The sequence below is a fragment of the Brevundimonas sp. genome (genome assembly GCF_031412435.1).
Taxonomy (GTDB): Bacteria; Pseudomonadota; Alphaproteobacteria; order Caulobacterales; family Caulobacteraceae; genus Brevundimonas.
The window spans coordinates 18,433-45,025 of sequence record NZ_JANODA010000079.1; the positions used below are offsets into that span (position 1 = coordinate 18,433).

Here is a 26,593-nt window from a genome sequence, read left to right on the forward strand (position 1 = left end):
ATCAGTCATCCAGCACCCAGGTGTCTTTCGTGCCGCCGCCCTGGCTGGAATTCACGACCAGCGAGCCCTGTTTCAGCGCGACGCGCGTCAGGCCGCCGGGTGCGACGCGGATGCCGGCCGGGCTGGACAGAACGAAGGGGCGCAGATCGACGTGGCGGGGCGACAGGCCGCCGCCGCTGTCCAGTGTCGGAGCGGTCGACAGGGCCAGGGTCGGCTGGGCGATGAAGTCGTCGGGGTCGGCGATCAGTTTCGCGCGAAAGGCCTCGATCTCGGCCTTTGTCGAGGCCGGGCCGACGAGCATGCCGTAGCCGCCGGAACCGCCGACTTCCTTGACGACCAGCTCGGGCAGCTTGTCGAGCACCTCCCTTAGCGCGTCCGGCTCCCGGCAGCGCCAGGTCGGGACATTGCCGAGGATCGGGTCGCCGCCGGAGAAGAACCGGATGATCTCGGGCATGTAGGTGTAGACGGCCTTGTCGTCCGCGACGCCGGTGCCCACCGCATTCGACAGGGTGACATTGCCGGCGGTGTAGGCCGCCATGAGGCCGGGCACGCCGACGGTCGAGTCCGGGCGGAAGGTCAGCGGATCAATCCAGTCGTCGTCGACGCGGCGATAGATGACGTCGACGCGCTTGGGGCCTTCGGTCGTGCGCATGAAGACGATGTCGTCGTTGACGAACAGGTCCCCGCCCTCGACCAGCTCGACCCCCAGCTTGTCGGCCAGGAAGCTGTGTTCGTAGTATGCCGAATTGAACGGGCCGGGCGTCAGGACGACGATGTTCGGATCGGCCCCGGCGCTCTCCGGGGCGCTGGCGCGCAGCGAGGCCAGCAGCATGTCCGTATAGGTCTCGACCGGGCGGATGCGGTGCTCGGCGAACAGGTCGGGGAACAACCGCATCATCATCTCGCGGTTCTCCAGCATGTAGGAGACTCCCGAGGGCGTGCGGCAGTTGTCCTCCAGCACCACGAACCCGTCCTCGCCCGTGCGGACGAGGTCGACGCCGCAGATGTGGGTCCAGATGTCGCCCGGTGGCCGGCGACCCTGCATCTCGGGACGGTAGTGGGGGTTGGTGAAGATCAGTTCGGCCGGGACGATGCCGGCCTTGATGCAGTCCTGGGGGCCGTAGATGTCCTTCAGGAAGGCGTTGATGGCGCTGACGCGCTGCTTCAGCCCCTTTTCGAGCTCGTCCCACTCGGACTTGCCGATGATCCGCGGCACGACGTCGAAGGGGATCAGGCGCTCGTTCGATTCCAGATCGCCGTAGACGGCGAAGGTCACGCCCATGCGGCGGAAGAACAGCTCCGCCTGACGCGACCGGGCCTGAAGCAGATCGGCCGGCGCGCTTTCGAGCCACCGGGCGAGCGTCCGGTAGCTTTTTCGGACCTCTGTCGATCCGGCGTGGCCTGACATTTCGTCGAACGTGACGGTCGCTCCCGCGCTTGTGGCCACTTTAGTGAATGGGCAGCGTGGACCGGGCGACAACCGATACGCAACAGTTTTGTTGCGGTGCAGAACAGGTTTTCTGGCTTTGCACCCCGTCGAGTCACGACATCCCGAATCATCTGGGCAAGTTTTGCCAGCAAGGCCTGGTCGAGATCGCACAGACGCGGGGATGCAGGGTGGCTATGGCCGAACACGCGCCTTGACCGTTCCACTGTTACAGCATAGTGGAACGCGCACATGTCCGAGATCGTCCCCATGAACCCCGCGCCGCTCGCGCCCGAACGCCAGGCGGCGGACCGGGTCGCGCTCTACGACGCCCTGCTGTCGCTGACGTCACGGGACGAGCTGGACGCGTTTCTGAACGACCTCTGCACGCCTGCGGAACTGCGGGCCTTCGCCGAGCGCTGGGCCGTGGCGCGGCTGCTGGACCAGAAGACCAAATCCTATCGTGAGATCGCCCACGAGGCCGGCGCCAGCCCGACCACCGTCGTGCGCGTCGCGCGGTTCCTGAAAGAAATGCCGCATCAGGGCTACCGCCTGGTGCTGGACCGAACGAACAAGAAAGCCTGACCCCAAGATGAGTACCGTACAGGGGCGACTTCGCATCGCCGTGCAAAAATCCGGCCGCCTGGCCGACCGCAGCCTCGACCTCGTGCGCGACGCAGGCCTGCGCGTCGTGAAGGGCGCCAACGACCTGCTCTACAGGGTCGAGAACTATCCGATCGACCTCTTGCGGGTGCGCGACGACGACATCCCGACCTTCGTGGCGGACGGGGTCTGCGACCTCGGCATTGTCGGCGAGAACGTGCTGGAAGAAGGCAAGAACGGCGGGGCCAATGCGTCGGTGATCATGCCTCTGGGCTTCGGCAAGTGCACGCTGAAGCTCGCCTGTCCGCCGACTCTCGACTACGCCGGGCCGGCCTCTCTGGAGGGGCTGCGGATCGCGACCTCCTACCCGAAAATCCTCAAGCGCTATCTGGATGAGCGCGGGATCAGCGCCGAAACCGTCGTCATGCGCGGCGCGGTCGAGGTGGCCCCCCGGCTCAAGCTGGCGGCGGCGATCTGTGATCTCGTGTCCACCGGCGCGACGCTGGAGGCCAATGGCCTGATCGCCAAGGAAACGGTGTTCGAGAGCCAGGCCGTGCTGATCCAGTCGCCGGTCGCGCCCGAGCCCGGCCTGCAGCACCTGCTGGATTCGATCATCGAGCGGATGGCGGGCGTGGTGTCCTCTCAAGGCGCCAAATACGTGATGCTGAACGCCCCGCGCTCCGCGCTCGACGAGATCACGGCCATCCTGCCGGGCGCGGGCGCGCCGACGGTCATGCCGCTGATGGGGCGCGACGATGCGGTGGCGGTTCACGCCGTCTGTCAGGAAGCAGTCTTCTGGGAGACGCTGGAGAAGCTCAAACGCGCGGGCGCCTCGGCCATCCTGGTCCTGCCCATCGAGAAGATGATGTGATGAGACGGATCGACTGGTCATCGCTGGATGCGGCGGGGCGAAAGGACGCCCTGGCCCGGCCGAAAAGGCGTTCGGAAACGAGCGTGGGCGACGTGGTGCGCGCGATCTTCGACGACGTGCAGGCGCGCGGCGGCGCGGCCGTGACCGAATGGGCGATCAAGCTGGACGGCGCCCCGCCCCGGCGCATCGCCATCACGGACGCGGTGGTGGCAGAGGCGCGCAACGCTCTTCCCCCGGCCGATACGCGAGCGCTGCGGGTCGCGGCGGAGAACGTACGGGTCTTCCACCAGGCGACGATTCCGGAAGACTCAAGGCTGATCGAGACGACGCCCGGCGTGACCTCGCGGATCGTGTGGCGGCCGATCGGCGCGGCGGGATTGTATGTGCCCGGCGGCACGGCGCCGCTGTTCTCGTCCCTGTTGATGCTGGCCATACCCGCAGGCGTCGCCGGCGTCACCACCCGCGTCGCCGTGACGCCGCCGTCGAAGGACGGAACGGCCCATCCTGCGATGATCCTCGCCGCCGCAGAGGCTGGGCTCGACGCCCTGTGGCTTCTGGGCGGGGCGCAGGCGATCGCGGCGATGACCTTCGGCGTGACGCTGGACGACGGCGAGATCCCGGCCTGCGACAAGCTGTTCGGACCGGGCAACGCCTATGTGGCTGAGGCCAAGCGCTATGCGTCGTCCCTGCCCGGCGGACCGAGCGCGGATATGCCTGCGGGGCCGTCGGAACTGCTCGTCATCGCGGATCGGGACTGCGATCCCGAACTGGTCGCCGCCGACCTGCTGAGCCAGGCCGAACACGATGCGGACGCCCAGGTCGTGCTGGTCGCTGACCGGGCCGCGGTGATCGACGCCGTGCTTGAGGCGGTCGAGGACCAGGTTTCGACCCTGCCCCGGGAAGCGATCGCGCGGGCGTCTCTGGCCGAGGCCCGGGCCGTTCTGGTGGCGGACATGGCCGAGGCCTGTGTGGTGTCCAATCTCTACGGACCCGAACACCTCGCGATCCAGACGGAGAACGCCGAGGCGCTGGTGGGGTCGATCCGCGCGGCGGGCGCGGTCTTCGTCGGGCGCTGGGCGGCCGAGACGCTGGGCGACTATGCAGCGGGGCCCAGCCACGTCCTGCCGACCGACGGCGGGGCGCGGACCCTGGGCGGCATCACCACCGCCAGTTTCATGACCTCGATGTCGGTCCAGACGGTGACCGAGGCCGGCGCCGAAAGGCTCGGCCCCATCGCGGCGCGGCTGGCGCGGCTGGAAGGGCTGGAGGCCCACGCCCGGGCGGCGGATCTGAGGAGTGTGGGATGACCCTGCCTGCCCCCTATCCTCCCCTCGCCGCCGGCGGCGACGGGCTGGAGAACTATCCCGGCGAGGCGTCGGCGCTGCAGGCGCGGATGGCGCAGATCTATGGCGTCGCGGCCGATCGGGTGCTGGCGGTGCGCGGCCTGACGCACGGGCTGGAGCTGGTGTGGCGCCTCGCGGCGCGCGACGGCCGGTCGGTCGAGGCTCCCGACGCCGAACCCTATGCGGGGTTGTCGCGAATCTACCGCGCCGGCGACGACGAGCGGGCGGCGGTGGTCATCCGGGCTCTGGGCTCGCCCGAGGCCGTGGCCGAGATGGCCGAACGGGTCGCGCCCGCCCTGCTGGTCGTGGACGAGGGACTGGTCGAGTTCGCCGATGCGCCGTCGGCGGCGACCCTGATCGCGGACCACGCCAATCTGGTCGTGCTGCGCAGCCTGTCGCTGGCCTATGGTCTGGCCGGGGCGCGGGTCGGGGCGGCGCTGGGTCAGGCGCAGACGCTGGCGAGGCTGGCCGAAGTGATCGAGCTGTATGCCCTGCCCGAGCCTCTGGTGCGGCTGGCGATGCAGGCGCTGGACCCGTCGCGGATGATCGAGACGGCCGAGCGGATCGCGGGCGTGCGGCGGGAGCGCGAGCGGCTGGTCCGCGAGATCGGCCGGATCATGGTGGTCGAGGCCGGCGTCGGGCCGATCCTGATGGTGCGGCCCTCGGAGATAGAAGCGACCCTGAGCGACCTCGCGAAATACGGCATTGCGGCCGACCGGTCCGGCGACCGCGTCCGCCTGCCGATCTCGATCAAGACCGAGGTCAATGATCGGCTGCTGACCGCCCTCGGGCTGGCGCCGTCCAGTGCGCGGGCTCACCGTACCGGGCAGGCCGTGCGCGACACGAAAGAGACGCGCATCGTCTGCGCCGTCGACCTCGACGCGACCGGGCCGATCAAGATCGAGACCGGCGTCGGCTTCTTCGACCATATGCTGGAGCAGGTGGCGGCCCACGGCGGGTTTTCCCTGCGGCTGCAATGCGAGGGCGACCTGCACACCGATCCGCACCACACGATCGAGGACAGCGCCATTGCGCTCGGACAGGCGCTGAAGCAGGCGCTGGGGGAACGGCGCGGCATCGCCCGCTACGGCTTCGTGCTGGCCATGGACGAGGCCCAGGCGAACGTCGCCATCGACCTGTCGGGCCGGCCCTATCCGCTGTTCGAGGGGACGTTCGCGACGCCCTTTATCGGCGAATACCGCACCGACCTGACGGCCCACGTCTTCCGTTCTCTGGCCGAGGCCATGGGGGCGGCGGTGCATATCTCGGTCACCGGCGACGACGATCACCACAAGACCGAGGCCGTCTACAAGGGCTTCGGCCGCGCGCTGCGACAGGCGATCCGCATCGAGGGCGATGCGGTGCCGAGCACCAAGGGGGTCCTGTGACCGTCGCCATCGTCCACCTCGGCGCCGGCAACACCGCCTCGGTCCAGTTCGCGCTGGAGCGGCTGGGCGCCGATGTCGTCGTGACCTCGGATGCCGCCGTGATCGCCGACGCCGAGCGAGTCGTCCTCCCGGGCGTCGGCGCGGCGGGTTACGCCATGGAGCGGATGGGGGCCCTGGGCCTGACCGGCATCATCAAGAGCTTCGAGCGGCCGTTGCTGGGGTTGTGTCTTGGCCAGCAGTTGCTGTTCGCCGAGAGCGAGGAGAACGGCGGCGCGATGATGCTCGGGTTCATTCCCGGGCGCGTGACCCGAATGCCGGTGCGAGATGATCTGCCGGTGCCGCACATGGGCTGGTCTCAGTTGAACGCCCTGGGCGACGACCCGCTGCTGGAAGGCGTGAACGACGGTGACTACGCCTACTTCGTGCACAGCTACGTCTGCCCCGACACCGACGCGACGATCGCCTGTGCGAACTACGGAGCGGCAGTGCCTGCGATGGTCAGGACGGGCAATCGCTGGGGCTGTCAGTTTCACCCTGAGCGTTCGGCCAAGGCCGGCGCGCGCATACTGAAGAACTTCCTGGAGCTCGACGCATGATCGTCTATCCCGCCATCGATCTGCGGAACGGCGTCTGCGTGCGGCTGATGCACGGCCGGTTCGATCAGGTGACCGAGTATGATCAGGTCCCGGCCGCGCGGCTGGCGGCCTTCGTCGCCGAGGGCGCGACCTGGGTCCATGTCGTCGATCTGGACGGAGCCGAAGCCGGCCGCGCCAGGCAGCATGAACTGATCGGCGAACTGGCCCGCAGCATCGACGTAAAGATCCAGTCAGGCGGCGGAATCCGCGACATCGACGATGTCGAGGCCCTGCTGGGGGGCGGGGTGTCACGGGTCGTGGTCGGTTCTCTGGCGGTCAGCAACCCCGTGGTCGTGGCGGGGTGGCTGGAGCATTTCAGCCCCGAGCGGATCACACTCGCGTTCGACGTGAAGGTCGGAGCGGACGGCGTTCCGGTGCCGGCGTTGAAGGGGTGGACCGAGGCTGCGGGCGTCGACCTGTGGGCGGCGCTGGATCGCTATCCGGTCGGCGCCCTGAAACATGTGCTCGTCACCGACGTGGGTCGGGACGGGGCGCTGACGGGACCGAACCTGGAACTGCTGGCCGAGGTGCTGCGACGCCGGCCGGAGCTGAAGGTGCAGGCGTCGGGCGGCGTCTCCTCGATCGAGGACATCCTGGCGGCCAGGGCTATCGGCTGCGACGGCGCCATCGTCGGGCGCGCGATCTACGAGGGCCGGTTCACGGCGCGACAGGCCATCGAGAGCGTTTCTCAAGCCAACCCCTCGACGGCGTTGGGCGCATGACGGCCCGACGCATCATCCCCTGCCTGGACGTGAAGGACGGCCGCGTCGTAAAGGGCGTCAGGTTCGAGGGCCATGTCGATATGGGCGACGCCTCGGAACTCGCCGCGCGCTATCGCGACGAGGGGGCGGACGAACTGGTCTTCTACGACATCACCGCCTCGCCTGAGGGGCGGACGCTGGACTACGGCTGGGTGCGGGATATCGCCCGACTGCTCGACATTCCGTTCTGCGTGGCGGGCGGGATCCGCAGCGTGGATCAGGCGGCGGCCTGTCTCGACAACGGGGCGGACAAGGTCTCGATCAACTCCCCGGCGCTGGAACGGCCCGAACTGATCTCCGAAATGGCTGAGCGGCTGGGGTCGCAATGCGTCGTCGTCGGGGTCGATAGCCGGCGCGACGACGACGACTACGTCGTGCACAAATACACGGGCGATCCCGATGCGCGGCGCCTCGCTGGACGCCGGACGATGGACTGGATCGTCGAGGCCCAGGAACGCGGCGCCGGCGAGATCGTGCTGAACTGCATCGATCAGGACGGGGTGCGCAAGGGCTATGACACGGCGCAACTGGCCGATGCGCGTTCGCGCCTGACCATCCCGCTGGTGGCGTCCGGCGGCGCAGGGGCGGCGTCGCATTTCCTGGATGTGTTCGACCGGGCGAACGTCTCCGGCGCCCTGGCGGCCAGCGTGTTCCACTCGGGCCAGATCGCGGTGCCGGACCTGAAAGCCTTTCTGGCGGCGTCCGGAGTGGAGGTGAGACAATGACTGTGAACCCGGATGAACTGGATTTCGCGAAGGGCGGCGGCCTGATCCCCGCTGTGGTGCAGGACGCCGACACCCTGCAGGTGCTGACGCTGGCCTATATGGACCGGGCGGCTCTGGAGGAGACCATCCAGAGCGGCGAGGCGACCTTCTTCTCGCGCTCGCGCGGCGGGCGGTGGCGGAAGGGCGAGACGAGCGGAAACCGGCTGACCGTCGTTTCGATCACGCCCGACTGCGACGGGGATGCCCTGGTGCTGGCGGTGCGGCCGATGGGGCCGGCCTGTCACTTGGGCACGACCAGCTGTTTCGGCGATGGCGACGCGCCGGGTCTGGGTCGGATCGCGCGTCTGGAGGCCACCATCGCCGAGCGGGCGAACGCCGATCCGGAGTCGAGCTGGACCGCCAAACTTCTGGCCCAGGGTCCGAAGCGGGCGGCGCAGAAGGTCGGCGAGGAGGGCGTGGAGACCGCTCTGGCCGGCGCGGCAGGTCCCGATGAGGAACTCGCATCCGAGGCCGCGGATTTGATCTATCATCTGCTGGTCCTGTTACGGTCGCGTCAAATGTCGTTTCAGGACGTTCTGGACGTGTTGGCGTCCCGGGCGCGACCGGCCACACACACGGACTGATCGAGGGCGTCCTGCCTTCGCGAACTTGAGGAGCGGGCATGACGGCTCTCGTGCTGTTCGGCGGCGGCGGCGATCTGGCGATGCGCATGCTGCTGCCCTCGCTCTATTTCCTCGAGCACGACGGCCTCTTGCCCGACGGACTGAAGATCATCGGGGCCGCCCGCTCCGAAGAGAGCCGCGAGGAATACGTCGAGAAGGTCCGCGCGGCCGTCGAGGGAAAGGCGACGGCCGACGACGCCTGGGATGACGCCAGCTGGAACCGGATTGAGGCCCGTCTCGACTATCTGGCCGTCGACGCCACCTCGGCCGAAAGCCTGAAGCCGCTGAAGGACAAGGTCGGGCCGGGCGCCTGCACCAGCTTCCTGGCGGTATCGCCGTCGCTTTACGCCAGGATCGTCACGGCGATGCGGGCGGCGGGACTGGCCGAACCCGAGGATCGCGTTGTGCTGGAAAAGCCGGTCGGACGCGACCTCGAGAGCTTCCGCGCCATCGACGACGCCGTGGCGGACGCCTTCTCGGAAAGCCAGGTGTTCCGGATCGACCACTATCTCGGCAAGGAGACGGTCCAGAACCTGATCGCCCTTCGGTTCGGCAACGTCATCTTCGAGCCGCTGTGGAACAACCTTTCGATCGACCACGTCCAGATCACCGTCGGTGAGACGGTCGGCGTCGGGGACCGCTGGCCCTATTACGACGAGTACGGCGCCCTGCGGGACATGCTTCAAAACCACATGCTTCAGTTGCTGTGCCTGGTGGCGATGGAGCCGCCGAGCGACCTCGATCCGGACTCGGTGCGGAACGAGAAGGTCAAGGTGATCCGCTCGCTTCGCCCGATCACCGACGAGGACGCCGAGCGCACCACCGTGCGGGGCCAGTATGTTTCCGGCACCGTCGATGGCAAGCGCGTCCCCGGCTATGACGAGGAACGCGGATCGGACTCCGACACAGAGACCTTCGTCGCCATCCGCGTCGACATCGACAACTGGCGCTGGGCCGGTGTGCCGTTCTTCCTGCGCACCGGGAAGCGGCTGCCGGAGAAGCGGACCGAGATCGTGATCCAGTTCAAACCGGTGCCGCACTCGATCTTCGGCCAGGACGCGCGCGACGAGGACACCGCCAACCGGATGATCATCGAGCTGCAGCCCGAGGAGGACATCTCCCTGACGGTGATGAACAAGAAGCCGGGCCTGGATCAGCGGATGCAGCTTCAGCCGATCCAGATGTCCCTGTCCTGGGGCGTCGGAGGCAAGGACGCCAAGCCGCCGCGTCGGCGGATCGCCTATGAGCGGTTGCTGCTCGATGCGCTGAACGGGGACTCGACCCTGTTCGTGCGCCGCGACGAGGCGGAGAAGGCCTGGGAATGGGTCGACGGGGTGTCGCAGGCCTGGGCCGACGGCAATGTGAAGCCGCAACCCTATCGCGCCGGGACCTGGGGTCCGGACGCGGCCGACATGCTGGTGGTGCGGACCGGCCGGGACTGGAACACCCAGGGATGACGTCTTTTCTTTCGTCATCCTCCGGCGAGCCCCCGGGTCCGAGCTACGCTCGGCCCGAGGACAGGCTAAGCGAGACCGGGGGACGCAGCGGCGCGCGAGAGCGCGAACCTGCAGCGCAGTGCGATGCTTCCTACATGGTGCCTGATCAGATCGCCTTCGGCGCCGCTGTGTCCCCCGGTCTGCGCCGCGAAGGCGCGGCTTGCCGGAGGATGACGAAAGTGAGTGTGAGCGCATGACCGTCGAGATCGAGACCTTCCCCTCCCTCGAGACCTGGGCTCAAACCATCGCCGGGCGGCTGGAGGAAACCCTCGCCGCCGCAGTGATCCGGAACGGCAAGGCCCTGTTCGCAGGGCCGGGCGGCTCGACGCCGTCGCCGGTCTATGCGCGGCTGGCGCAGGCGGACATCGGCTGGGACAGGGTTTCGGTCACCCTGGTCGACGAGCGCTATGTGCCGGAGAGCGATCCGGAATCGAACGCCCGGCTGATCAGGGACGTCCTGCTGCAAGGCCCCGCCGCGAGGGCGACCTTCATTCCGCTCTACCATTCCGAGGTCACGGTCGACCGGGCGGCGGCGGTGGCGGCGCGCAGCCTGGCCGAGGCCGGCGGACGGTTCGATGCGGTCCTGCTCGGCATGGGCGAGGACGGGCATATCTGTTCGATGTTCCCCGGCAGCCCGACGCTGAAGACCCTGCTGACGCCGACGCTGAAGCCCAGTGTCCTCGGCGTGCCCCACGGCCGCGACGGGGCCGCCCCCAGTCTGGAGCGGATCTCGATCACCCTGCCCTATCTGATGTCGGCGGGGCGGGTCATCCTCGGCCTGAAAGGCGCGGCCAAGCGTTCGGTGTTCGAGCTCGATGCGGACGGCGACCCGGCCGTGCAGCCGATCGCGGCGATGATCGCAGCGAAAGTTCCCCTTGAAGTCGTCTGGACGGAGGCTTCCTGATGGCCCTGCACACCCCCAAGCTTCACCCGGTGGTGGCCGAGGTCACGGCCCGCATCGTGGAACGGTCGCGCGAGACCCGCGCCGACTACCTGCGCCGCATGGATGCGGCCCGGGATTCCGGTATCGGCCGGGCCAAACTGTCCTGTGCCAACTGGGCCCACGCCTTCGCGGGCCAGACCATCGCCGACAAGCTGAAGGTCATGGACGGCAAGACGCCGAACCTCGGCATCGTCACCGCCTACAACGACATGCTGTCGGCGCATCAGCCGTTCGAACGCTTCCCGGAGGTGATCCGCGCCGCCGTGCGGGAGGTGGGGGCGACGGCCCAGGTCGCGGGGGGCACGCCCGCCAGGTGCGACGGCGTCACCCAGGGGCGGCCGGGCATGGAGCTGAGCCTGTTCAGCCGCGACGTCATCGCCATGTCGGTCGGGATCGCCCTGACCCACGACGCCTTCGACGCGGCGATGATGCTGGGCGTGTGCGACAAGATCGTCCCGGGGCTGTTCATGGGGGCTCTGGCATTCGGCCATCTGCCCGTCGTCTTCGCACCCGCCGGCCCCATGCCCTCGGGCATCCCCAACGCCGAGAAGGCGCGGGTGCGGGCCGAGTATGCGCAAGGCAAGGTGGATCGCCAGACCCTGCTGGAAAGCGAGATCGGGTCCTACCATTCGCCGGGCACCTGCACCTTCTATGGCACGGCCAACTCCAACCAGATGATGATGGAGCTGGGCGGACTGCATATGCCGTCGACCGCCTTCGTCCATCCCGAGACCGGATTGCGCGACGCCCTGACGGCGGCGGCGGCGAAGCGGGCGGTCGAACTGGCCGTCAGCGGCGAATGCCGGATGGCCGATGTGGTCGACGAGAAGTCGATCGTGAACATGATCGTGGCCCTGCTGGCCACCGGCGGATCGACCAACCACGCCATCCATCTGGTCGCCATGGCGCGGGCGGCCGGGGTGCTGATCGACTGGACCGACATGGACCAGCTGTCGTCCGTGACGCCCTTGCTGACCCGGGTCTATCCGAACGGGTCGGCGGACGTAAACGCCTTCCAGGCCGCCGGCGGCGTGGCCTTTGTGGCGCGTGAACTGGCCCAGGCCGGCCATATCCATTCCGATGTGACCACCATCATGGGGCAGGGCATCGAGGCCTACTTCAAGGAGCCGGCGATGATCGACGGCCAGCTGATCTGGAAGGACGGGGTCGCTGAAAGCCTCGACCGCGACATTCTGAGGCCGGCCTCCGACCCCTTCGACACCGAGGGCGGCCTGCGTCTGGTGAAGGGAAATCTGGGTCGCGCCGTGATCAAGATCTCTGCGGTCAAGCCCCAGCACCGCGCCGTCGAAGGCCCCGCGCGGGTGTTCGACGCCCAGGAGGACGTGCTGACGGCCTTCCAGGCGGGTCAATTGGATGCCGGCGGGATCATCGTCCTGCGCTTCCAGGGGCCCAGGGCCAACGGCATGCCGGAGCTGCACTCCCTGTCGCCGCTGATGAGCGTGCTGCAAGATCGGGGCGTGCCCATCGCCCTGGTCACCGACGGCCGCATGTCCGGGGCCTCGGGCAAGACGCCCGCCGCCATCCATGTGACGCCCGAGGCGCTCGAAGGCGGTCCGCTCGCCTATGTGCTGGACGGCGACATGGTGCGGCTGGACGCCGAGGCCGGCGTCCTGACCATCGATGCGGACCTGACGACGCGTCAGCGGGCGCGGCCGAACTCGGTGCAGAGCTGGGGCTATGGCCGCGAACTGTTCGGGGTGTTCCGAAATGCGGTGTCATCGGCAGAACGCGGCGCCTCGGTGTGTTTCGTCGCCGAGCCGACGCAGCAGCAACCCGAGATCCGCGACGTCGCCGATCCCAATGTGCAGAACCGCGAGATCGACGCATGAGCGACAGAACCCTTCTCGTCGGCGATGTCGGCGGCACCAACGCCCGCTTCGCCATCGCCCGCATGGTCGACGGCCGGATCGCATTGGATCACCACGAGAGCTTCCCGGCCGAGCAGTATCCGACCTTCCTGAAAGGGGTCGCGGCCTTCGTCGAGGGCTGCGAGGTCAAACCCTCGGGCGGCATCATCGCCGTGGCAGGACCGGTGACGGACGGCGCCATCGACCTGACCAACAGCCCATGGGCGGTGTCGGAAGCCGCGTTGCAGACACTGGGCCTCAATCCCGTGCGACTGATCAACGACTTCGAGGCCCTGGCCTGGGGCGCGCCGGTCGTGCCGGCGGCGGATCTGGCGCATCTGGGCGGGCCGACCGAAGGCGACCCGCATTCGGCCATTGCGGTACTGGGCCCGGGCACCGGCTTCGGCGTCTCGGCCCTGGCGCGCGACGTTCACGGCGTCGAGGTGGCCATGCCCAGCGAAGGCGGCCACGCCTGTTTCGCGCCCGGCGATCCGATCGAGGACGAGATCCTGCGCATCCTGCGCAAACGCTACGACCGGGTGTCGATCGAGCGGCTGATCTGCGGCCCGGGCCTGCTGAACATGCACAGGGTCCTGGCTCAGATCGATGGTCGCGAGACGCATATCGACGACCCGGCCCAGATCACGGAAGAGGCCTTGGCCGATCCCCGGAGCCATTGCGGCGCGACCCTTGCCCGGTTCTGCGCCATTCTCGGGGCGGTGGCCGGCGACGTGGCTCTGACGATGGGTTCACGCGGCGGGGTCTATATCGCGGGCGGGATCGCTCCCCGCATCCTGCCGTTCCTCAAGGCGAGTCCGTTCCGTGAGCGGTTCGAACGCAAGGGCCGGTTCCAGGACTATATGGCGGACATCCCCACCTGGGTGATCACCCACAAGCATGCAGCCCTGCTTGGCGCCGCACGGGTCGCTTTTGCCGAAGTCGAGTAACGGCGTTCGCATTTTTCGTCACGGACGCGTGAACCTTCCGTGAGGTGCCGCATTTTTCTGGCTTCACAGGAAGGGACTTCCCCATGCGTAAACTGATCATCGCCTCTGCCGCCATCGCCCTGGCCGGCTCGCTCGCCGCCTGCGGTGAATCGGCTGCCGACAAGCAAGCCGAAGTCCAGGCGGACGCTCTGGAGCAGCAAGCCGCCGCCGCTCCGACCGAACAGCAGGAAACGGCCCTCAATGCCGAGGCCGACCGCATCGAGCAACAGGCCGGCAATGCCGACGGTGGCATGACCACGGCCAACACGCCGAACACCTCGCCGTCGGCTCCGGAAGGCGCCATGGCTCCGGTCACCACGCCCCCGGCCAACTAGGGCGACCTGGTCCAGAGACCGATCAGCCCCCGTCGCGCACGCGGCGGGGGCTTTTCTTTGTCTTGCTCCCACGGCAGTCCGAAGTTCGGGATGTCCTCCCGCCGCCTCGCGGACGATCAGAAGTCGAAGCGGGCCGACAGCGAGATGGTCCGACCATTGGCGGCTCTGCCCAGACCGATCCCGTTGGCCGGCACGGACGGGGTCGTGATCTCGATGAAGGCCACCTCGTCGAACAGGTTGTTGGCGTTCAGCATGAACTGGACCCGGTCCATCGGCCGGAACTGGACGAAGGCGTTGACGAGGGTAAAGCCGGGCATCTTCATCAGATTGACGTCCTGGACCCAGCTGCTGGTCGAGCCGATGATGTTGGCTCCCACCGTGAATAGCCGGGTCTCGTACTGGGGCGTCGCCTGGAAGATAAAGTCGGGCTGGCGGCGCGGGACCATGCCGGCCACAGCGGCGTTGAACTTGTCGCTGACGATCTCGGCCTGGGTCCAGGTCACGCCGCCGGTCAGGCTGAACGCCCCCCGACGCCAGGCGGCCTCGGCTTCCACGCCGTAGGCCGTGTATTCGCGGTCGGTCGTGATGGCCCCCGCCTGGACGTTGGTGTCCTCTGTATCGGCGGAGAAGCCGGTCACATTCACCGTCAGCACCGGCGTGCGGTATTTGAACCCGCCCTCCAGTTGTTCGACGATGTCATAGCCGTCTTCCGGATCCGGCATGCTGCCGTCGATCATGCTGACCTTGTTCGAGAACAGGACCTTGTCAGCGGCCGCCCGTGCGCCCCGGCTGTAGCGTGCGAACAGGGCGAACGGCTCCGACACCCGGTAGTTGATCCCGGTCGAATAGGAGATGTAGTCGTAGGCGTAATCGACCGGGGCCGGACGATCCAGCGGGGTGAAGGCGGTGCGCGATTCCGCTGCGGAGATGATCCCGTTTCCGTTGAAGTCGAACGGGCGGATGCCGACCCGGCCTCCGCCGAGATCGGCCCCGTACAGGTTGCCGTTCACCTGACCCAGGTCGTAGCGGACACTGGCCCCGATCGCGACCTTTCCGAAGCGGTAGTTGATTGAGCCGTAGGGCGCGGTGATGTCGTACTGGACGTCGTATTTCCGCCGGAAGAAGGCGGTGCTGCCCGACCGGTTGAAGCCCAGATAACCGTCCTGCGACTGGGGCACACCGGCGGCGTTGGTGTAGTTGATCAGGGCCGACTGCCCGTCAGCGGCCACATCCTGAAGGTGGTTTCCATACAGCCAGTCGCTCTCATAGTTCTGGGTCGAGTTGTACAGACCGCCCGTCAGGGTCAGTTCCCCGCCGGGCAGGGTGAAGGCCCGGGTGGCGCGCAGGTCGCTGATGAGATTGCCCAGATCACTGGAATCGATCCGGTTCAGGGCCGAGGCCACGACCAGGCCGTTGCCGTTCATGGTTCCGAGGTTGGAAATGACCTGCCCGGCACGCGGGCCGGTGGCATAGCTGAACGTGCCCGTACCGCCGCCGAGTGAGGCCGGCAGGGCGCTGCCCGAATGGATAGCAGCGACCAGATTTCGGGTCGTTCCGCCAGCGACTTCCGAGTAACGGGCGCGATGGGTGATGGTCCAGTCGCGCACGTCGAACTGGGATTCCACACCGATCGACCGCACCTGGGCGTCCTGGCCCTGGCTGATGGGAAGCCGGACCGGATTGTTGCCGGCGTCCAGGTTGATGAGATCTCCCAGATAGCCTGACAGCATGGAAGCGCGCCGGACATCATAGCCGTTGAAGCTCCCGAACACCGGCTGATCGTTGGTCCCGGTGATCCGCACCGGACCGGGGAGATAGTGGGGCGACCGGTCGTCCAGATATTTGCCCGACAGCCGGACGTAGCCATTGGCGAACTGTTTGGTGACGTTGAACCTGAACTGACCGCCCTCATAGGCATCGAAGCCGACCTGACGCTGGCCTTCGCCCAAGCGGTAAAAGCCCCCCATATGGAAGCGCAGGGTATCGGTGATCGGCGCACCATAGTGGAAGTCCACCCGGTCGCTGTCGTAGTCGAGCCCGGTCGTCAGCTGGACCGCGCCGCCTTCCACGTCACCCGTCCGCGAGATCAGATTGATCAGACCGCCCGGCGAGTTCGAGGCGAAGGTCGAGGCCGAACCGCCCCGGATTGCTTCCACCGCCGACAGGTTGAAGTCGGCCCGGATGAAGATGTCCGTCGCGCCATTGAAAAAGTCGCCGAACTCGAGAACGGGCAGACCGTCCTCCTGGATCTGCATGTATTTCGACCCGCCGGACGCCAGGGGCAAACCGCGGATGGTGTAGGCGGAACTGCCGTCACCGGTCGACGACTCGGTCCGGATGCCCGGAATGTTGCGCAGGATGTCGCCCAGGTTGCGGGCCCCCAGCACCTGGATCTCGCTCTGGCGCAAGGCGCTGGTCGAGGTCGCGCTGTCGAGCGGGTCGCGGCCCCGGGCAACGCCGGTCGAGAACACCTGCTGGGCGCCGGCAATGCTGGCCGGAGCGCGGGCCGGCTGGGCCTGGGTGACCACGACGTCTTCAGACCCGCTGCCGTGTTCAGCCGCGAGGGCGGGTGTGAAGGCGGTTACTAGGACGACTGGCGCGAAGGCAAGAAACACCAATTTCTTTGTCACGGAATTTCCTCGTTTCCAATAGCTTTGTCCCGATGTGTCAACCGATGAAGTTAACGCCTGACTAAAGGAGCCATCTCGACGCGATCTTATATGCACCTGATACGTATGAATACTTATTAGACAAATCATGTACCCATTACATCTTGGGCAGGAAGTAAAAATTGCTGAACACTCGGCCTGCTGCGCTTCAGCCGCCCATCAAGCATGTACAGGAACGGTATCCAGCGGCTCGCCCAGCGGAACCTGTGCCGGCCCTCCGCCGCAGCCGGTGCTTCACAACGGATAGGTTAACCGTCCCCGGTGACCGGCGAGACTATGTCTTCGGCGGCATCGGGATGAAGGCGCTCGTTCGGCGGATGTAGTCGGCATATTTCGGCTTGGTCTTGCCGATGGCCTTTTCGGTGATGCCGATGCCCGACCACTTCGTCAGGGTGAAGGTCAGGAAGATCGGGCCGACGATCGAGGCGATCCCCACCCAGCCCGTCTCGGCCGCGATCAGCCAAAGCCCCCACCAGACGCAGGCGTCGCCGAAATAGTTGGGGTGGCGGGTGTAGCGCCACAGGCCTGTGTCCAGCACCTTGCCCTTGTTCGCGGGGTCCTTGCGGAAGGCCGCCAGCTGGGCGTCGCCTATGCTCTCGAAGGCGATACCGACCACGACGACAGCCGCTCCGATCCAGCCGATCCAGCCGATGGAGGGGCTGTGCTGGACCTGGCCCAGTTGCACCGGCAGAGAGGTCAGCCACCCCAGAAACGCCTGGGGCAGGAAGACGAAGAGCAGGGCCGTCTTGCCGAAGCTCCAGCCGTGTTCGCGTTCCTGGGTCTCGACGATCTCGGCGTAGCGGCCGTCGACGCCCTTCTCGCGCCAGCGATGGAGCAGGTGCCAGCCGAGGCGGATGGCCCAGACCGCGCAGAGCCAGAGCAGGAGGAATTTTCGGGTCTGATCGCCGTCGGTGCGCGGGAAGGTGATCAGGGCGAGCAGCAGCATCCCCAGCGGCCAGACACCGTCGATGAAGCTGACGTCCTTCAGCCGCAACGCCAGTCCCCACAGGGCCAGCATCACGACGACGAGGACGGCCAGGTTCAGGCCCAGCAGGGCGGCGAGTTCAGTCAGGGTCATGCAGCAGCAACGCTAGCATGGCCTGCACGGATGCGCAGAGATCAGTCGACGCAAAGCGTCGGGCCGGGGCGGCCGTTCTCGATCGGCGTATTGCAGCCGAACGGCAGGTCATTGGGGGCGCAAACGCCGGTGGTGGTTTGGGCGTTGGGTCCGGCCGAGGCGGCCCGGCAGTCGCCCAGGCAGTCGTCGCCGTCGCGACAGACCTTGCCGGCGTCCGAGAAGGGCACGACGCACCGTTCGGTCTGCAGCCGGCCGACGCGCATGAGTTCGCCACCGTCCTCCTCGCAGACCTGGGCCAGATCGTGGTCGGCGCGGGCCATCGGCGGCAGGTCGGCCTCGTTGGGAACGGACGGAGCGCAGCTGCCCGACAACAGGGCGGCGACGGCCAGCGTGGCGGTGATCAGAAGGCGCATGGTCTATCCTTTTTGAGAGACGTCGCCTTTGGCGAAGCCGGTCCAGACGTCGTCGTAGTCGAGTTGCATCGTCGGTGAGGTTTGCGCCCAATCCGTGGTGCGGATCGGGGCCCGGGTCTCGAACATGAAGGCCAGGGTGTTCTCGATCTTGACCGGCTTGAGCTCGGCGGCCACCGCCTTGTCATAGCTGGCCTGGTCCGGCCCGTGCCCGCTCATACAGTTGTGCAGGCTCGCCCCGCCGGGCGCGAACCCGCCTTCCTTCGCGTCATATTCGCCGGTCACCAGACCCATGAACTCGCTCATGACGTTGCGGTGGAACCACGGCGGACGGAAGGTGTCCTCGCCTACCATCCAGCGCGGCGGGAAGATGACGAAGTCGCAGTTGGCGGTGCCCACGGTGTCCGACGGCGAGGTCAGGACGGTGAAGATCGACGGGTCAGGGTGGTCGAAGCTGACCGTGCCGATCGTATTGAACCGGGCCGTATCCCAACGATACGGGGCGAGGTTGCCGTGCCAGGCGACGACGTCGAGCGGCGAATGATCGAAGGTCGTGGCCCACAGGCGGCCAGCGTATTTCTGGACGCATTCGATCGGGCGGGAGACGTCCTCGAAGGCCGCGACCGGAGCCTCGAAATCGCGGGGATTGGCCAGGCCGTTGGAGCCGATGGGGCCGAGGTCTGGCAGGCGGAAGGCTGCGCCATAGTTTTCGCAGACATAGCCGCGGACAGGCCCGTCGCACTCGACGCGGAAGCGGACACCGCGCGGGATGACGACGATGTGCCCGGGGGCGGCCTCGATCCGTCCGAACTCGGTGACGAATACGTGGTCGCCCTGCTGCGGCACGATCAGCAGTTCGCCGTCGGCGTCATAGAAGACGCGGGCAATCATCGACCGGTTGGCGGCGTAGAGGTGGATGCCGACGCCGATCTGGGCCTCTACATCACCGTTGCCGCCGTAGGTCACCAGACCCTCGACCCAGTCGGTCGGGACAGTCGGGATCGGCAGAGGGTCCCACCGCATGCGGTTGGGGCTGGGCGGGGCGTCGTGGAACGGGCCGGACCGGACGTGACCCTGCGCGAAGGGCTGATAGGCGGGATGCTGGGCCGAGGGGCGCAGGCGGTAGAGCCAGCTGCGGCGGTTCTCGGCGCGCGGAGACGTGAACGCCGTCCCCGACAGCTGTTCGGCATAGAGGCCCATCGGCGTCCTCTGCGGCGAGTTGCGGCCGACCGGCAGGGCGCCGGGGACGGCCTCGGTGGCGAAATGATTGCCGAAGCCGGTCAGATAGGTCGCGCTGTTCAGCGTCATGCGTGTCGTCTCCCTGGGCGGCGACTTACCTCGTCTGCCGATGCGGGAGAAGAGGAATGCCACTCCGGGGACCGAGCCGACAGACGTCCCTCGTTTTCAGGACGACCGGCGCTTGTCAGATCAGGACCTGTCAGATTTGAACGGGAACCGACACAGGAACCACTGTTCCATTGGGGATTAAGGTAAATCATGCGGCGAAAGTCGCTGCGACCGGACGGTACAGGCGACATCCAAAGTGCAGTCGATGCCGATCCGGTCGCTCCTGTTCTTCTCAAGGAGATCGTGGTGGCGACGAACGAAACTGTCCTGCAATACGCGGCGGGGGCGGTCCTGACGAAAGTCGAGACGCTCAGCGATAGCGGCGGGATCACCCGTACTCACTACGTGATTCAATCCGGGCACGGCGGGCGGCCAAGGATCACAACCGACCTGGCGCTCGCAGAATCCGCATTCGAGGTGGCGGCCGGCGGGTTGCGTGACGCCCAGGAACAGTCCAGCGGTTGATTCCACGGGCAGGTCAGGGGTGTAGACACCTCTCTTCTTGACCGTGAGGAGGGGGTCAGTACCCCCCTGCCCGCGCCAGCTTCTCGGCATGGAAGCCGGCGTCGCCGAGAAGTTCGTTCAGCACCCGGACCCGCTTCATGAACAGGCCAACGTCGTATTCGTCGGTCATGCCGACGCCGCCGTACATCTGGACCGCCTCCTGGACGGCCAGTTCGGCGACGCGGCCGGCCTTGGCCTTGGCGACCGATACGGCGAGGTCGGCCCTTTGCGCGCCGGCGTCGAGGCGTTGCAGGGCGCCCAGCACCGCCGCCTTGGCCAGTTCCAGCTCGGTGAACAGGTGGGCGGCCCGGTGCTGGAGAGCCTGGAATTCGCCGATCAGCTTGCCGAACTGTTTGCGGGTCTTGAGATAGTCGACCGTGGTCAGGAAGGCCTGGTCGCCCGCGCCGGTCAGGCTGGCGGCGGCGCAGGCGCGGCCGAGGTTCAACGCGCCCTCCAGGGCCGCTTCTCCCGCGTCAACGTCGCCGATGACCGCGTCTGAATCGACCTGGACGTCGGTCAGGGTGATGCGGGCGGCGTTGTGAGCGTCGACCATCACGGTGCGCTCGATCTCGACGCCCGAAGCCTTCGGGTCGACGAGGAACAGGGTCACGCCGCCGTCGGTCTTCGCCGCGACGATCAGGGCGTCGGCGATGTGGCCGTCAAGGACGAAACCCTTGGCGCCGTTCAGCTTGAAGCCGTTGCCGCTGCGCTCCGCCGTGGTGGCGATGCGCGAGGGCTGGTGCTTTGGACCTTCGTCCAGCGCGAGGGACAGGATGGCCTCGCCCGCCGCGATCCTGGGCAGCCAGGCGGCCTGCTGGTCGGCCGAGGCGGCGTCGATCAGGATGCGAGCGGCCAAAATCGACGAGCCGAAGAAGGGCGACGGGGTCAGGGTGCGGCCCAGACCCTCGGCCACGATGCCCGCCTCAACGGCGCCGAGGCCGGAGCCGCCGTGTTCCTCGGGGATGATGACGCCGGCGAAGCCCATGTCGCCGAATGCCTTCCACAGGTCGCGCGACACGCCGTCGGCGTCCTTCGCGTCACGCAGCTTGCGGAAGTGGGAAATGGGCGCGTTCTCGCTGAGGAAGCCGTCGGCGGCGTCCTTCAGCATGGTCTGTTCTTCGGTCAGGATGAGGGGCATCAGGCGAGCGCTCCGGTACGCACGAAGGAGAAAAAGACGACAGCCTGACACAGCAGGGGCAGTCCGGTTACGATGAGAATGAGTCGAGGCGACACGCGTTTCAAAGCCGCTGCGCCGACCAGCGCCAAGCCGAGAAGCGGCGCCAGAAGGACGACCAGCATCGCGGGATGAAGCGCGCTGTACCCACCGGTCGGCCCGCCGAACATCTCCAGCGCGACGAGGACGAAGCAGGCGACGATTCCGCTCAGTAGGAGCGCCGTGCCGCCGACAATACGGGCGGCCGCCATCAAGCGCCCGGCAGCTGAAGCAGGTGTTTGGCGATGATGTTCAGCTGGACCTCGGAGGTGCCGCCTTCGATCGAATTGGCCTTGGTGCGCAGCCAGTCGCGAGCGGGCGTGCCCTTGTGCGAGCGCTCGCTTTCCCACTCCAGGGCGTCCGACCCCCCGGCGGCCATAGCCAGTTCGTGGCGGCGCTTGTTCAGCTCCGAGCCGTAGTATTTCAGCATCGAGGCGATGGCCGGCGAGACCTGTTTCGCCTTCACCTGATCGCCGACCCGCTCCATCGACAGGCGGAAGGCGGCGGCGTCGATTTCCAGCTCGGCGATCTTCGCCCGCAGCATCGGCTCGTCGAGACGACCCGTGTCATCGAGGCCGACGGAGTCGACCGCGACCTGGCTGATCGGGCGGCCCATGTCGCCGACCGCGCCGATCATGGTGCGTTCGTGCGCCAGCAGGGCCTTGGCCACGTCCCATCCCCGGTTGAGCGTCCCGACCAGGTTCGCCTTCTCCACCCGGACGTCGTCGAGGAAGGTCTCGCAGAAGGGCGACTTGCCGCTGATCAGGGCGATCGGCTTGGTCGTCACCCCGGGGGTGGCCATGTCGAACAGGACGAAACTGATGCCCAGGTGCTTGGGGGCCTCCGGGTCGGTGCGGACCAGGCAGAAGATCCAGTCGGCCTGGTCGGCATAGGAGGTCCAGACCTTCTGGCCATTGACGATCCAGTGGTCGCCGCGATCCTCCGCGCGGGTCTGGATGCCCGCCAGATCGGAGCCCGCGCCGGGCTCGGAGTAGCCCTGGCACCAGCGGATTTCGCCGCGCACGATCTCAGGCAGGAAGCGCTTTTTCTGTTCCTCGGTGCCGAACTGCAGCAGGGCCGGGCCCAGCATCCAGACGCCGAAGGACGACAGGGGCATCTGGGCGTCGATTCGGCCCATCTCCGACGCCAGCACCTTGGCCTGTTCGCGATCCAGCCCGCCGCCGCCGTATTCCGTGGGCCACTGGGGCGCGGTCCAGCCGCGCGCGGCCATGACGTCCATCCAGCGCTTGTGGGCGGGGGTCTTGAAGTTCGGGTTACGACCGCCCCAGACGCGATCCTCGTCATTGTCGAGCGGACCCCGGCACTCGGCCGGGCAGTTCGCCTCAAGCCAGGCGCGCGTCTCGGCGCGGAAGGTTTCCAGATCGGCCATGGTTCACTCCCTGACGCCTGTGCCGCGTCTCAGGAGGAAAGGTTAGCAGCGTTCAGTCTGATGACGCCACCGTGACGCCGCGTCAGCTTGTGCGGCTATTTCGTCGGCAGGAACGGCGAGAAGGTGATGACGGTGAAGGTGTCGCGGATGTGGGGCCGGGTCTGGACCGACTTCGTGACGAAGGTGCCGATGTCCATCTCCTTCGGCAGCTGGAACTTTGCCAGCAGGTCGTACTGGCCCGAGGTGGAATAGACCTCGGAGACGTATTCGACATTGTCGACCATGTCGGCGGCGACGTCGTTGGCATGACCCAGCTCGCATTTGATGAAGACGAAGATGGCGGTCATCATGGTCGTGGGCTCCGGTGTTCGCGGGCTTGAGTAGCGGATGCGGACGTGAGCGATAAGCCCCCCAAGTCAGACGTCGATCTGGAAGCAGAATACAACAACCGCGCCGCCGTGCCCGACCACCCCCTCGTCATGGCGCGCTGGAGGGCGGACGCGGAGGCTGCAAGGGCGGCCCATCCGCCGACCACCCTGCCCTACGGGTCCGGCGAGCGGGAGGCGATGGACCTGTTTGAGGCGGGGCCGGACGCCCCGGTCGTGGTCTTCATGCACGGCGGATACTGGCAGGCGCTCGACAAGTCCTGGTTCAGCTGGGTCGCGCCGGCCTTGCTGAAGCACGGGGTCAGCCTGGCCGTGCCGTCCTACGACCTGTGCCCGAATGTGCGGCTGGGACGAATCGTCAGTCAGACGCGTGACGCGGTCGAGCTGATCCGCGCGCGGACCAGCAGGCGGCCCGTGGTGTTCGGCCATTCGGCGGGCGGGCATCTCGCGGCCTGCATGCTCAGCGAAGGGCGGGCGTCGGCCGCGGTGGCGATCTCGGGCCTGTTCGATCTGGCGCCTCTGATCCCGACATCGCTGAACGATGCGCTGAGGCTGGACGCGCGCGAGGCGGCGGCGCTGTCGCCGGTGCACTGGCCCGTGCCGAACGGATCGACGCCGGGCGGGACGGTGCTGGACTGCGTGGTCGGCGCGGATGAGACGCGCGAATTCGTGCGCCAGTCGCGGGATATGGCGAACTTCTGGGGCGGCAAGGGTGTGGAGACGCGCTTCGAGGCCCTGCCCGGCCTGAACCATTTCACCGTACTGGACCCTCTGGCCGATCCGGACAGCGCGCTGGTGAAGCGGATCGCGGAGCTGGCGCGAGCGTTCTAGGCCAGTGCGGATCGCGACCTACAACATCAACGGCGTCAACACGCGGCTGCCCAACCTGCTTCAGTGGCTTGAGGAGACGAAGCCGGACGTCGCCTGTCTGCAGGAGCTGAAGGCGCCGCAGGACAGGTTCCCGGAGGCTGCGATCCGGGAGGCGGGCTATCATCCCGCCTGGGTCGGAGAAGCGCGCTGGAACGGCGTGGCGATCCTGAGCCGCGACGCCCCGCCGGTGGTCACGCGCCGCGCCCTGCCGGGCGATCCGAACGACGCACAGAGCCGCTATCTCGAGGCGGCGGTCAAAGGGGTGCTGGTCGGGTGTCTGTACCTGCCCAACGGCAATCCGCAGCCGGGACCGAAGTTTGACTACAAGCTGGCCTGGTTCGAGCGGCTGATCACCCACGCGCGCGACCTGTTCGAGACAGAGGCGCCGGTGGTTCTGGCGGGCGACTACAATGTCGTGCCGACCGAGGCGGATATCTACAACAGCCGCTCGTGGATGAAGAACGCCCTGCTGCAGCCGGAGAGCCGCGCGGCCTATGCCCGGATGCTGGAAGCCGGCTGGACCGACGCCCTGCGCGAGCGATTCCCGGATGAGGCGGTCTATACTTTCTGGGACTATTTCCGTGATGCATGGGGCCGGAACGCGGGCCTGCGGATCGATCACCTGCTGCTGAACCCGCAGGCGGCGGAGCGGCTGGTCGATGCGGGCGTGGATGCGGAGGTGCGGGGTCGTGAGAAAGCCAGCGACCATGCGCCGGCGTGGATCGAACTGCGCGACTGAGGTCGTTCGCCTCTCGCAATCGCGAACAAGCGTCGCCACAATAGACGCTCGCGACACGGGACGGATCATGGCGGAACCGACGGGAATGGGTCTGGGCCACGCAGTGGCGCTGCTGGCGGCGGCGGTCGTCGCCGTGCCCCTGTTCAAGCGGTTCGGCCTCGGCGCCGTGCTGGGCTATCTGGCCGCCGGCCTGATCCTGGGCCCATCGGCCCTGGGCGTGGTGCGCGAGCCCGAAACCATGCTGCATGTCGCCGAGATCGGCATCGTGCTGTTCCTGTTTATCATCGGACTTGAGATGCGGCCCGCTCGGTTGTGGAGTCTGCGCAAGGAAATCTTTGGTCTGGGCGCGGTGCAGGTGATGACCTGCGCCGTCCTGTTGACCGGAGCGGCCTTGCTGGCGGGTCTGTCGTGGTATGCAGCGGTGATCGCCGGCTTCGGCTTCGCCCTGTCGTCGACCGCAATCGTCATGCAGTTGCTGGACGAGCGGAACGAGCAGTCCGAGCCCGCCGGCCAGCGGGTCGTGTCGGTGCTGCTGTTCGAGGACATCTCCATCGTGCCGCTGCTGGCGTTGGTCGCCGCCCTGGCTGCGACCTACGGGACGGCCGTGGAGGCGGCGAAGCCGGTCTGGATCACCATCGGCTCGGCGGTCGCGGCCGTGGCCGGGGTCTATGTCGCCGGGCGCTGGCTGGTGAACCCGCTGTTCCGCCTGCTGGCCCGCTATGGCGGGCGCGAGGTGATGACCATGGGCGCCCTTGTCGTGGTTCTGGGGTCCGCCTTCGCGGTTGGCCTCGGCGGGCTGTCGATGGCGATGGGCGCCTTCCTCGCGGGCGTACTGCTGTCGGAATCGACCTTCCGGCACCAGTTGGAGGCCGATGTGGAGCCGTTCCGCGGCATATTGCTGGGTCTGTTCTTCCTGGCCATCGGCATGTCGCTGGACCTCGCCGTGGTCGTGCGCGACTGGGCCTGGGTGCTGGGCGGAGTCGTCGCCTTCTCGGCGCTGAAGATGATCGGCGTCTATGCCGTCGCCCGACTGAAACAGAGCCACGGCGAGGGCCTGCTGCGCGCCGCCCTGATGGGCGAGGGGGGGGAGTTCGCCTTCGTCCTCTACGCCACAGCGGGGGCGGCGGGCCTGTTCGATCCGCGCACGGCCGCAATCCTGTCGGCCATCGTGATCCTGTCGATGGCTCTGACGCCGCTGCGCCTGTTCGTCGCCGACAGGCTGCGACCTGACGAGACGCTGGATCCCGACCGGACGGACGGCGTGGACCGGGCCGAGAATCTGCGTGAGCGGGTGCTGGTCATCGGTTTCGGCAGGTTCGCGCAGGTCGTCTGTCAGCCCTTGCTGGCCCGCGACGTCGACGTGTCGATCATCGACATGGACGTGGAGATGATCCAGGCGGCCGGCAACTTCGGCTTCAAGGTCTATTACGGCGACGGCTCCCGCCTGGACGTGCTGAGGGCCTCGGGCGCGGGGACGGCGGAGACCATCCTGGTCTGCGTCGACAAACCGGAGGCGGCGGACCGGATCGTGGAACTGGTCAAGGCCGAGTTCCCCCTGACCAAGCTGTTCGTGCGCGCCTACGACCGCGGCCATTCGATCCGGCTGATCAACGCGGGAGTCGAGTTCCATATCCGCGAGACCTTCGAGAGCGCCCTGGCGTTCGGCGAGCATGTGCTGAAGGACCTCGGCTTCTCCGAGGACGAGGCGCGCGAGACGGTGGAGGACGTGCGACGCCGCGACGAGGAGCGGCTGACCCTTCAGGTCACCGGCGGGCTGCAGGCCGGCCGCAGCCTGTGGCGCAACAATACGACGACGCCGCAGCCCGAACCCTATGTGAAGCCGCGCCGCGAGGCCCAGGCCCTGAACGAGGACGCGGCCGAGGTCATGACAGCGGAAGAGACCCAAGAGCGGCAGCCGGAAGAGGCCTGATCTCGCCGAACCGGG

General features: G+C 67.4%; 26 protein-coding genes. 17 read left to right on the forward strand and 9 right to left on the reverse strand.

What is annotated here, in order from left to right; translation table 11 throughout:
* Position 1: 1 nt before the first annotated feature.
* Entirely contained in the window at positions 2-1,408 is a 1,407-nt protein-coding gene (locus RMO01_RS15085) for a circularly permuted type 2 ATP-grasp protein (RefSeq protein ID WP_309629885.1), read from the reverse strand.
* A 270-nt stretch (positions 1,409-1,678) separates the two neighbouring features.
* Here RMO01_RS15085 and RMO01_RS15090 point away from each other — a divergent pair, with 270 nt between their 5' ends.
* The 13 genes from RMO01_RS15090 (at position 1,679) to RMO01_RS15150 (ending at position 14,042) form a co-directional block, all read left to right on the forward strand.
* Positions 1,679-2,011, forward strand: coding sequence for a YerC/YecD family TrpR-related protein (locus tag RMO01_RS15090; protein ID WP_409013089.1), 333 nt, complete (start codon positions 1,679-1,681; stop codon positions 2,009-2,011).
* Positions 2,012-2,018: 7 nt separating this feature from the next.
* Complete coding sequence (gene hisG / locus RMO01_RS15095; RefSeq protein WP_309629886.1) at positions 2,019-2,900, forward strand: ATP phosphoribosyltransferase; 882 nt, start codon at positions 2,019-2,021, stop codon at positions 2,898-2,900.
* Entirely contained in the window at positions 2,900-4,207 is a 1,308-nt protein-coding gene (gene hisD / locus RMO01_RS15100) for a histidinol dehydrogenase (protein ID WP_309629887.1), read from the forward strand. Before hisG ends, hisD begins: the two co-directional genes overlap by 1 nt.
* Positions 4,204-5,631, forward strand: a complete 1,428-nt coding sequence (gene hisB / locus RMO01_RS15105) for an imidazoleglycerol-phosphate dehydratase HisB (protein ID WP_309629888.1) — start codon at positions 4,204-4,206, stop codon at positions 5,629-5,631. The genes hisD and hisB overlap by 4 nt, the downstream gene beginning before the upstream one ends.
* The gene (gene hisH / locus RMO01_RS15110) at positions 5,628-6,227 is read left to right on the forward strand and encodes an imidazole glycerol phosphate synthase subunit HisH (RefSeq protein ID WP_309629889.1); all 600 of its coding nucleotides are present in this window, start codon (positions 5,628-5,630) and stop codon (positions 6,225-6,227) included. The genes hisB and hisH overlap by 4 nt, the downstream gene beginning before the upstream one ends.
* On the forward strand, positions 6,224-6,988 hold the full coding sequence (gene hisA / locus RMO01_RS15115; RefSeq protein WP_309629890.1) for a 1-(5-phosphoribosyl)-5-[(5-phosphoribosylamino)methylideneamino]imidazole-4-carboxamide isomerase: 765 nt from the start codon (positions 6,224-6,226) through the stop codon (positions 6,986-6,988). The genes hisH and hisA overlap by 4 nt, the downstream gene beginning before the upstream one ends.
* Positions 6,985-7,752: an imidazole glycerol phosphate synthase subunit HisF gene (hisF, locus tag RMO01_RS15120; RefSeq protein ID WP_309629891.1), complete on the forward strand. Its 768-nt coding sequence runs from the start codon at positions 6,985-6,987 to the stop codon at positions 7,750-7,752. The genes hisA and hisF overlap by 4 nt, the downstream gene beginning before the upstream one ends.
* The gene (gene hisIE / locus RMO01_RS15125; protein ID WP_309629892.1) at positions 7,749-8,375 is read left to right on the forward strand and encodes a bifunctional phosphoribosyl-AMP cyclohydrolase/phosphoribosyl-ATP diphosphatase HisIE; all 627 of its coding nucleotides are present in this window, start codon (positions 7,749-7,751) and stop codon (positions 8,373-8,375) included. The genes hisF and hisIE overlap by 4 nt, the downstream gene beginning before the upstream one ends.
* Positions 8,376-8,413: 38 nt before the next feature.
* On the forward strand, positions 8,414-9,871 hold the full coding sequence (gene zwf, locus RMO01_RS15130) for a glucose-6-phosphate dehydrogenase (RefSeq protein ID WP_309629893.1): 1,458 nt from the start codon (positions 8,414-8,416) through the stop codon (positions 9,869-9,871).
* A 232-nt stretch (positions 9,872-10,103) separates the two neighbouring features.
* Entirely contained in the window at positions 10,104-10,814 is a 711-nt protein-coding gene (gene pgl / locus RMO01_RS15135; protein ID WP_309629894.1) for a 6-phosphogluconolactonase, read from the forward strand.
* Positions 10,814-12,703: a phosphogluconate dehydratase gene (gene edd, locus RMO01_RS15140; protein ID WP_309629895.1), complete on the forward strand. Its 1,890-nt coding sequence runs from the start codon at positions 10,814-10,816 to the stop codon at positions 12,701-12,703. Before pgl ends, edd begins: the two co-directional genes overlap by 1 nt.
* Positions 12,700-13,668: a glucokinase gene (gene glk, locus RMO01_RS15145; RefSeq protein WP_309629896.1), complete on the forward strand. Its 969-nt coding sequence runs from the start codon at positions 12,700-12,702 to the stop codon at positions 13,666-13,668. The genes edd and glk overlap by 4 nt, the downstream gene beginning before the upstream one ends.
* Before the next feature lie 83 nt (positions 13,669-13,751).
* Positions 13,752-14,042, forward strand: a complete 291-nt coding sequence (locus RMO01_RS15150; RefSeq protein WP_309629897.1) for a hypothetical protein — start codon at positions 13,752-13,754, stop codon at positions 14,040-14,042.
* Between the two features lie 116 nt (positions 14,043-14,158).
* Here RMO01_RS15150 and RMO01_RS15155 read toward each other — a convergent pair whose 3' ends face one another.
* The 4 genes from RMO01_RS15155 to hmgA all read right to left on the reverse strand — a co-directional run bounded on the left by RMO01_RS15155 (position 14,159) and on the right by hmgA (position 19,507).
* Positions 14,159-16,672: a TonB-dependent receptor domain-containing protein gene (locus RMO01_RS15155; protein ID WP_309629898.1), complete on the reverse strand. Its 2,514-nt coding sequence runs from the start codon at positions 16,670-16,672 to the stop codon at positions 14,159-14,161.
* Between the two features lie 313 nt (positions 16,673-16,985).
* Positions 16,986-17,789 (reverse strand): DUF1295 domain-containing protein, encoded by an 804-nt coding sequence (locus RMO01_RS15160; protein ID WP_309629899.1) that lies wholly within the window; start codon positions 17,787-17,789, stop codon positions 16,986-16,988.
* Positions 17,790-17,830: 41 nt separating this feature from the next.
* Positions 17,831-18,202: a hypothetical protein gene (locus RMO01_RS15165; protein ID WP_309629900.1), complete on the reverse strand. Its 372-nt coding sequence runs from the start codon at positions 18,200-18,202 to the stop codon at positions 17,831-17,833.
* Between the two features lie 3 nt (positions 18,203-18,205).
* On the reverse strand, positions 18,206-19,507 hold the full coding sequence (gene hmgA, locus RMO01_RS15170; protein WP_309629901.1) for a homogentisate 1,2-dioxygenase: 1,302 nt from the start codon (positions 19,505-19,507) through the stop codon (positions 18,206-18,208).
* Positions 19,508-19,696: 189 nt separating this feature from the next.
* Here hmgA and RMO01_RS15175 point away from each other — a divergent pair, with 189 nt between their 5' ends.
* A complete protein-coding gene (locus tag RMO01_RS15175) occupies positions 19,697-20,011 on the forward strand; it encodes a hypothetical protein (RefSeq protein WP_309629902.1) in 315 nt (104 codons plus the stop codon).
* A gap of 55 nt (positions 20,012-20,066) precedes the next feature.
* Here the strand turns inward: RMO01_RS15175 and RMO01_RS15180 are convergent, their stop codons facing one another.
* The 4 genes from RMO01_RS15180 to RMO01_RS15195 form a co-directional block, all read right to left on the reverse strand.
* A complete protein-coding gene (locus RMO01_RS15180; protein ID WP_309629903.1) occupies positions 20,067-21,188 on the reverse strand; it encodes an acyl-CoA dehydrogenase family protein in 1,122 nt (373 codons plus the stop codon).
* Positions 21,188-21,475 carry a hypothetical protein gene (locus RMO01_RS15185; RefSeq protein WP_309629904.1) on the reverse strand — a complete coding sequence of 96 codons (288 nt, stop codon included), beginning with the start codon at positions 21,473-21,475 and terminating at the stop codon, positions 21,188-21,190. Before RMO01_RS15185 ends, RMO01_RS15180 begins: the two co-directional genes overlap by 1 nt.
* Complete coding sequence (locus RMO01_RS15190; RefSeq protein WP_309629905.1) at positions 21,475-22,653, reverse strand: acyl-CoA dehydrogenase family protein; 1,179 nt, start codon at positions 22,651-22,653, stop codon at positions 21,475-21,477. Before RMO01_RS15190 ends, RMO01_RS15185 begins: the two co-directional genes overlap by 1 nt.
* 95 nt (positions 22,654-22,748) lie before the next feature.
* Complete coding sequence (locus RMO01_RS15195; protein WP_309629906.1) at positions 22,749-23,003, reverse strand: Lrp/AsnC family transcriptional regulator; 255 nt, start codon at positions 23,001-23,003, stop codon at positions 22,749-22,751.
* Between the two features lie 45 nt (positions 23,004-23,048).
* On the opposite strand from RMO01_RS15195, the gene RMO01_RS15200 reads away from it, so the two are divergent.
* The 3 genes from RMO01_RS15200 to RMO01_RS15210 all read left to right on the forward strand — a co-directional run bounded on the left by RMO01_RS15200 (position 23,049) and on the right by RMO01_RS15210 (position 26,578).
* Positions 23,049-23,870, forward strand: a complete 822-nt coding sequence (locus tag RMO01_RS15200) for an alpha/beta hydrolase (protein ID WP_309629907.1) — start codon at positions 23,049-23,051, stop codon at positions 23,868-23,870.
* Between the two features lie 4 nt (positions 23,871-23,874).
* On the forward strand, positions 23,875-24,648 hold the full coding sequence (gene xth, locus RMO01_RS15205) for an exodeoxyribonuclease III (RefSeq protein WP_309629908.1): 774 nt from the start codon (positions 23,875-23,877) through the stop codon (positions 24,646-24,648).
* Positions 24,649-24,715: 67 nt separating this feature from the next.
* Positions 24,716-26,578 (forward strand): monovalent cation:proton antiporter-2 (CPA2) family protein, encoded by a 1,863-nt coding sequence (locus RMO01_RS15210; RefSeq protein ID WP_309629909.1) that lies wholly within the window; start codon positions 24,716-24,718, stop codon positions 26,576-26,578.
* Positions 26,579-26,593 lie beyond the last annotated feature (15 nt).

Bases quoted from the DNA above. Each gene is read 5' to 3' on its own strand.
- RMO01_RS15085 (WP_309629885.1), bottom strand. From the start codon at position 1,408: ATGTCAGGCCACGCCGGATCGACAGAGGTCCGAAAAAGCTACCGGACG.
- RMO01_RS15090 (WP_409013089.1), top strand. From the start codon at position 1,679: ATGTCCGAGATCGTCCCCATGAACCCCGCGCCGCTCGCGCCCGAACGC.
- hisG (WP_309629886.1), top strand. From the start codon at position 2,019: ATGAGTACCGTACAGGGGCGACTTCGCATCGCCGTGCAAAAATCCGGC.
- hisD (WP_309629887.1), top strand. From the start codon at position 2,900: ATGAGACGGATCGACTGGTCATCGCTGGATGCGGCGGGGCGAAAGGAC.
- hisB (WP_309629888.1), top strand. From the start codon at position 4,204: ATGACCCTGCCTGCCCCCTATCCTCCCCTCGCCGCCGGCGGCGACGGG.
- hisA (WP_309629890.1), top strand. From the start codon at position 6,224: ATGATCGTCTATCCCGCCATCGATCTGCGGAACGGCGTCTGCGTGCGG.
- hisF (WP_309629891.1), top strand. From the start codon at position 6,985: ATGACGGCCCGACGCATCATCCCCTGCCTGGACGTGAAGGACGGCCGC.
- hisIE (WP_309629892.1), top strand. From the start codon at position 7,749: ATGACTGTGAACCCGGATGAACTGGATTTCGCGAAGGGCGGCGGCCTG.
- zwf (WP_309629893.1), top strand. From the start codon at position 8,414: ATGACGGCTCTCGTGCTGTTCGGCGGCGGCGGCGATCTGGCGATGCGC.
- pgl (WP_309629894.1), top strand. From the start codon at position 10,104: ATGACCGTCGAGATCGAGACCTTCCCCTCCCTCGAGACCTGGGCTCAA.
- edd (WP_309629895.1), top strand. From the start codon at position 10,814: ATGGCCCTGCACACCCCCAAGCTTCACCCGGTGGTGGCCGAGGTCACG.
- glk (WP_309629896.1), top strand. From the start codon at position 12,700: ATGAGCGACAGAACCCTTCTCGTCGGCGATGTCGGCGGCACCAACGCC.
- RMO01_RS15150 (WP_309629897.1), top strand. From the start codon at position 13,752: ATGCGTAAACTGATCATCGCCTCTGCCGCCATCGCCCTGGCCGGCTCG.
- RMO01_RS15160 (WP_309629899.1), bottom strand. From the start codon at position 17,789: ATGACCCTGACTGAACTCGCCGCCCTGCTGGGCCTGAACCTGGCCGTC.
- RMO01_RS15165 (WP_309629900.1), bottom strand. From the start codon at position 18,202: ATGCGCCTTCTGATCACCGCCACGCTGGCCGTCGCCGCCCTGTTGTCG.
- hmgA (WP_309629901.1), bottom strand. From the start codon at position 19,507: ATGACGCTGAACAGCGCGACCTATCTGACCGGCTTCGGCAATCATTTC.
- RMO01_RS15175 (WP_309629902.1), top strand. From the start codon at position 19,697: ATGCGGCGAAAGTCGCTGCGACCGGACGGTACAGGCGACATCCAAAGT.
- RMO01_RS15180 (WP_309629903.1), bottom strand. From the start codon at position 21,188: ATGCCCCTCATCCTGACCGAAGAACAGACCATGCTGAAGGACGCCGCC.
- RMO01_RS15185 (WP_309629904.1), bottom strand. From the start codon at position 21,475: ATGGCGGCCGCCCGTATTGTCGGCGGCACGGCGCTCCTACTGAGCGGA.
- RMO01_RS15190 (WP_309629905.1), bottom strand. From the start codon at position 22,653: ATGGCCGATCTGGAAACCTTCCGCGCCGAGACGCGCGCCTGGCTTGAG.
- RMO01_RS15195 (WP_309629906.1), bottom strand. From the start codon at position 23,003: ATGATGACCGCCATCTTCGTCTTCATCAAATGCGAGCTGGGTCATGCC.
- RMO01_RS15210 (WP_309629909.1), top strand. From the start codon at position 24,716: ATGGCGGAACCGACGGGAATGGGTCTGGGCCACGCAGTGGCGCTGCTG.